This is a genomic window from Streptococcus caprae (genome assembly GCF_042649745.1).
GTDB classification, from domain to species: domain Bacteria; phylum Bacillota; class Bacilli; order Lactobacillales; family Streptococcaceae; genus Streptococcus; species Streptococcus caprae.
Window position 1 is genome coordinate 82,450 of sequence record NZ_JBHRZV010000027.1, and the last position, 6,120, is coordinate 88,569.

Sequence of the window (6,120 nt, forward strand, 5' to 3'; positions counted from 1 at the left end):
AATAATACTTTTATATTTTCTAATTTCTCTATAGGAAAACCGTTGAAATTGCCTACTTCAAACTGTACCATAGTTCGGAAATAGCTGTTTCATGCGTTTGGCGTGCTCCTAAACTGCTTCGATATTGATTATAGATGACTTTTCGTCTATACTTAGGGGTGAACACAATGTGATATTTACAATTCCACTTTGTGTGTGATAAACTATGTGCTTTTTGAGCCCCTCAACTTTTTTATTTTTAGGTTTCGGCAAAAATCATCCACTGGATAATTTTTCTCCTCCTTTCGCTCTACAATAGGCTTGAACACCTTTATTGTATCGCGTTTGGAGTTTTTTGGTATAACCTTCGATGCGCACCCGCATAGCGGGTGGTTTATTGGTCACATAATAAAAGCAATACTCAACCTGAATATTGCTTTAAAACCTAAACAAAACTTGAAACTCTTATTTAATCACTACATACTCAAGGCCAACCAACTTAGCCCAAGCGATGAGTTGATCAGTCGTCACATTGAGTGACATTACCGTATGGTGCCCACCACCATTTTCAATCCAGGCTTTAACACCATCTTTAAAGTTTGGCAGAACTTCCCACATCACACGGGCAACTGGAAGTTTTGGTGCAGCCTCTGTCGGTGTGAATGCCTTCACTTCGTTGATAATCAATTTGAAATAAGTCCCAAAGTCTGCAATAGTCGCTACAACGCCATCGCCAGACTTTCCATCAAAGACCAAACGTGCTGGATCTTCTTTACCACCAATGCCAAGAGGAGACACCAGAATTTTTGGCTTATTCACGGCCAGACTTGGGTCTACTTCAAGCATGTGTGACTGCAGAGCTGCTTCCTTACCGAGTGCCAATTCATAAGTGTAGTCTTCCATAAAGCCCGTGTTTTCATTGTGAGCCATCACTTTCATAAAGCGGTCCAAGGCTGCTGTTTTCCAGTCCCCTTCTCCCGCAAAGCCATAGCCTTGAGCCATTAAGCGTTGGGTCGCTAATCCTGGTAATTGCTTCATGCCGTAAAGGTCTTGGAAATTGTCAGAGAAGGCCGTGTAGCCGCCTTCATCCAAGAAACGTTTGAGGGCAATTTCATACTTAGCCTGTTCTTTGACATGACTCTCCCAAGTTTCTTTGTCATAATCGGCATAGTCGAACTCATAAAGGTCTTGGTATTCCGCAAAGAGAGCCTCTACTTCTGCTTCTGTAACTTGATCAATATAAGCGACCAAATCACCGATACCATAGTAATCAACTGTCCAGCCCAATTGAATTTGCGCTTCAATCTTATCACCATCAGTTACAGCAACGTCACGCATATTGTCTCCAAAGCGAGCAACCTTGATGTTGAAGCCTTCATTATAGGCAACAGCGACATCCATCCATTTTGCAATCTTATCTTGGACATCGTCATTTTTCCAATAGCCCACAACAACGGTGTTATTTTTCTCGAGGCGGGCATTGATAAAGCCATACTCGCGGTCTCCATGGGCAGATTGGTTGAGATTCATAAAGTCCATGTCAATGGTTGCCCAAGGAATCGATTCATTGTACTGAGTAGCCAAGTGCAACAAAGGCTTTTGCAAGAGCTTAGTTCCACGAATCCACATCTTAGCTGGGGAGAAAGTATGCATCCAAGTAATCACACCTGCGACCTCATCACGGTAGTTGATTTCTTTCATCAATTTGGTAATGACATCCGCTGATACTGCTAGTTCTTCCTGAAAGACAACTGGATAAGGGAGTTTTCTACTAGCATTCAATGACGCAACAATATCCCGGGCATGTGCCTTTACTTCTTCTAGGGCTTCTGGACCATACAAATGTTGGGCTCCAACAACAAACCAAAATTCTTGTTTTTGTGTATTCATTATAGATTCCTCATTTCTTAATTTTGCCCATAATAGGCATTTTTACCATGTTTACGTTGATAATGTTTGTCGAGAATATGTTGTGGTAAATCAGGCGACTCCGGATTGAGTTGGCGTGTAAAGAAGTTCATCTTACAAACTTCTTCTAAGACAACAGCATGCATCACAGCATCCTCAGCATCCTTGCCCCACGTGAAGGGGCCATGCCCTTGCAAGAGAATACCAGGGACTTCAACTGGATTCAACTGGCGGTCTTTAAATGTTTCTACAATCACTGTTCCGGTCTCAGCTTCATAACCAGTATCCAACTCTTCTTGGGTCAGGAAACGAGCACACGGTACAGCACCATAGAAAGTATCTGCATGGGTGGTACCAAGGGCCGGAACATCTTTTCCTGCTTGGGACCAAACCACAGCCCAAGGAGAATGCGTGTGAACAATCCCACCGATTTCCTCAAAATATTTGTAGAGTTTTGCATGGGTGGGCATATCAGATGACGGACGGTAGTGGCCTTCCACAACGTTCCCGTCAAAGTCGCAAACCACCATATCTGCAGCCGTCATTTGATCGTAATCAACTCCAGAGGGTTTGATAACGAAGAGTTGTTTTTCTCGGTCCACTTGAGAGACATTTCCCCAGGTGTACTTGATCAAGCCACGCTTGGGCAATTCCAAGTTTTGTTGATAGACGATTTCTTTAAGTTCTTCTAACATGTCTTCTCCTTATTTTTTGACAATAGCAGAGCGTTCAACCTCAAGGTTCGATTTAAATCGTTCGAGGTAGGTTTGTGCTGCCTGCACCGCTCCCGTACTAGCTTCAATAGACGATGAAGCCGTTTCATAAAAGACTGTGTTCTCCAGATAATCTTCTAAGTTCTTATCCGTGTGATTGAGGTAATCTGCCAGAATCGCCATCCCCCAAGCACCACCAGTATTGGCTGTCTCCGTGACAGAGATTGGCAGGTCTAAAATGGCCGATAGGCACTCCTGAGCGACACGAGGTGTTGCAAAAATCCCCCCATGGCCCAATAAACTATCAATCGGAACCTGTTCTTCTTGCGTTAAGATTTCCATACCAATAGCCAAGGTTGAAAAAGCAGACAAGATATGACTCTTCATCAGATTGGCCAGATTAAATTGACTGTTGGCCTCTCTGAGCAAAATTGGTCTACCTTGATCAAGACCAAGAATGTTTTCTCCAGAGAAAAGCCCATAAGACACTAACTGTCCTGTATCCGAATCCGCTTTTAAGGCACTCTCGAATAAGAGTTGATAAGTCTCATCCAAACTAATAGGACTGCCGGATTTCTGGGCAAACTCATGAAAGAGGTTGACCCAGGCATTTAGGTCAGAGGTACAGTTGTTGGCATGTACCATGGCCACCGCGTCCCCAGATGGCGTTGTGACAAGATCAATTTCTGGATGGACTCGTTTTAAGGCCTCTTCAAGGACAACCATAGCAAAGACCGAAGTACCGGCTGAGACATTCCCGGTCTTTGGACGCACACTGTTCGTCGCAACCATTCCTGTTCCCGCATCTCCTTCTGGAGGACAGAAACATGCACCAGGCTCTAATTGACCTGTAGGATCAAGAAGGCTAGCCCCTTCAGGAGTAAGCTGACCTGCCTCTGCTCCGGCTACTAGAACTTGAGGAAAAATATCTGGCACACGAAGGTCTAATCCCTGCTCTGCGATGAGTTCAGAAAAACGAGCCAGAAAGTTTTTGTGATAGTCCTTGGTCAAAGAATCAATTGGAAAAAGGCCAGAAGCATCGCCGACTCCCAAGACTTGACGACCTGTTAAGAGCCAGTGAATATAACCTGCCAGGGTCGTGATATGATGAACACGAGGGACATGTTCCTCCTTATTTAAGATGGCTTGGTATAAATGCGCAACAGACCACCGCTCGGGGATATTAAAGTTGAACGCTTCTGTCAGGGCCTTAGCCGCAGATCCTGTGTTACTATTTCGCCAGGTTCTAAAAGGAACCAAAAGCTGACCTGCCTCATCAAAAGCCAAATAACCGTGCATCATAGCAGAAATTCCAACTTGACCAATCTTAGTCAAGGAAACACCATACTCTTGCAAAACAATCTCTTTAAGGCGACCATAGGTCGTCTGGAGACCGTCAAGGATTACCTCTTGACTATAGGTCCATAGACCATCAACTAACTGATTTTCCCATTGATAGGAACTGCTTGCCAATTCCTGACGATTGCTGTCCAACAAAACAGCCTTAATCCGTGTCGAACCGAACTCGATCCCAAGACTGGTTTGACCAGATAGAATACTCTCCTTTTGAGTAGCCATATTTTTCTCCTTTGAATTCGTTTTCAATTATAGTCTACTATTTTTGTACGTACATGTCAATGAAATTAATATTTGTTTGCACAAAAAGAAGGCCGGGATAAAAGTCCTAGCCTTATCTTATTATTATCACAAAATAAACAAGACGCAGTAGTTGAGTGGACGCTAATACGCTGATGTTATCAGCTTTCAAAGTCCTACTCAACTTTTCGGATATGGGAGTGAAACAATCTGAGAAGAGACAGTTTCAGTCTTAACCCAGAAACTCAGAAGCGAAGTAATCGAATTCTAACGAATTACCGATTTTTGTCCTACTCTCATATTTTAGTATTATAAACTGACTTTAATAACCTCTGTTGTCAATTGTTTTTGGGATTCTAAGGTATCCACCATTTTTTGTGCCGCACGTTTACCCAGCTCTTCCTTAGGATGATTAACACTGCTCAGGGACGCCGCAACTGCAAGAATAGAGTTGTCATGACTCACTAATTTAGGTAGATGCTCCTGCGGTATCAGTTGTTTGATTTTTAAAGCCATTAAGTCATTGTAACAAACTAGTCCATCTAAGGTTTGGGGATTTTTACTGAGTATTTCATAAAGTTTTCCCAAGACCTCTTGCTCAGTCTCTGTTGTATAGGTGAAAAGACGCTCAGACACTAGAGGAAAATGGGCATTTTCGAGCGCTGAAATATAACCCTTCATCCGTAGTTTTCCTTGCAGATCATCCACCTTAGTGAATAAGCCAATCTGACGACAACCTTCGTCAATTAAGTGCTGGGTGGCCGCCTCCCCTGCTCTGCTATCGTCCATAGCAATATAGGGAAAATCAAGTAATTCGTAGTAAGCATTTATAAATAACACAGGGATTCCGAGTTCACGAAACTGCAAGTAATACTGGATATTGGGGTTGTATAGATTACTCTTAGTCGGTTCAACAATCAGTCCATCTATCCCTTCTTCTAACATATTTTTCAGGCAAATTTCTTCTTGGACAATATCGTTGTTGGTAGATGCTAATACTAGGCTGTAACCATTTTGTCTCAAGACTTCTTCAACCCCCCGAATAATGGTTGGGAAAATATAGTCAGAAAGATAGGTTGTGATAACTCCGATTTTTTTTGTTGCAGGTCCTGAAGAGATATTCAGATTTTCCAAGCGATTGAGAACGTATGTCCCAGAACCCTTCTCTGAACGTACATAACCTTCATTATTTAACACATTGAGGGCCTGACGTACCGTGTGACGACTGACACTGTATATTTCTTGTAGTTTAGCCTCTGTTGGAATAACCTCTCCAACCAGATACTCTTGGGTAATAATCTTCTCTCGAATGGCATTAGCGACTTCTTGATACTTTGGAATTGCCATTTTCTACTCTCCTCAACTAGTTGTCCGTACAACTAGTATATAGAAATTCAAGAATTTGTCAAATGAAAATTAGTTTTCCAAAAATAGAATTCGATGATAACGCTTTGTTAGGGTACACTGAATATCTTAACTCATGTAATTTAGTAAATTCGCTATCGTAGTCTCAATAACAACTGATAAAGAGCCCCAACCAGGTTGGAAGTCCCAACATAATGGCAAGTCTCAATCTCTACAGGCGTAATCATATCCCCAAAAATCTCAAGCTTGTCTAGCAAGTCTCGATACTGACGGCGAATTTCTTCAACAACAATGGGCTGGGCTGAGATGCCACCACCGATGACGACCCGTTCTAGGTCCACAATAGCCTGCTGGTTGTAAATGACAATGGCAATATGACGACAGAAGTCCTGGAAAATTGGCCAGGCACGCTCATCCCTAGCATTGATCGCTTCAAAGACGGCAATACCATCCTTCTTATCCTCTAGCCCTAACTGCTCTGCTATGGCCATAATCATCTGAACTGGAGAATATTTCATACCTGCAGCCTCTTCCAGTTTAAAGGTTTTATCATCAAAAT

6 protein-coding genes are annotated in these 6,120 nt (G+C 42.7%); all 6 read right to left on the reverse strand.

Annotated elements, in window-relative coordinates:
- Positions 1-52 precede the first annotated feature (52 nt).
- The gene (locus ACFORF_RS03855) at positions 53-166 is read right to left on the reverse strand and encodes a hypothetical protein (protein WP_380425652.1); all 114 of its coding nucleotides are present in this window, start codon (positions 164-166) and stop codon (positions 53-55) included.
- A 278-nt stretch (positions 167-444) separates the two neighbouring features.
- Positions 445-1,869 carry an L-arabinose isomerase gene (gene araA, locus ACFORF_RS03860; RefSeq protein WP_380425653.1) on the reverse strand — a complete coding sequence of 475 codons (1,425 nt, stop codon included), beginning with the start codon at positions 1,867-1,869 and terminating at the stop codon, positions 445-447.
- Positions 1,870-1,886: 17 nt separating this feature from the next.
- On the reverse strand, positions 1,887-2,582 hold the full coding sequence (locus ACFORF_RS03865; protein ID WP_380425655.1) for an L-ribulose-5-phosphate 4-epimerase: 696 nt from the start codon (positions 2,580-2,582) through the stop codon (positions 1,887-1,889).
- Positions 2,583-2,591: 9 nt separating this feature from the next.
- Positions 2,592-4,178, reverse strand: a complete 1,587-nt coding sequence (locus tag ACFORF_RS03870; protein WP_380425657.1) for a xylulokinase — start codon at positions 4,176-4,178, stop codon at positions 2,592-2,594.
- Positions 4,179-4,505: 327 nt separating this feature from the next.
- The gene (locus tag ACFORF_RS03875; RefSeq protein WP_380425659.1) at positions 4,506-5,543 is read right to left on the reverse strand and encodes a GntR family transcriptional regulator; all 1,038 of its coding nucleotides are present in this window, start codon (positions 5,541-5,543) and stop codon (positions 4,506-4,508) included.
- Between the two features lie 152 nt (positions 5,544-5,695).
- A partial coding sequence (locus tag ACFORF_RS03880; RefSeq protein ID WP_380425661.1) for an ROK family protein occupies positions 5,696-6,120 on the reverse strand: 425 nt, incomplete at its 5' end.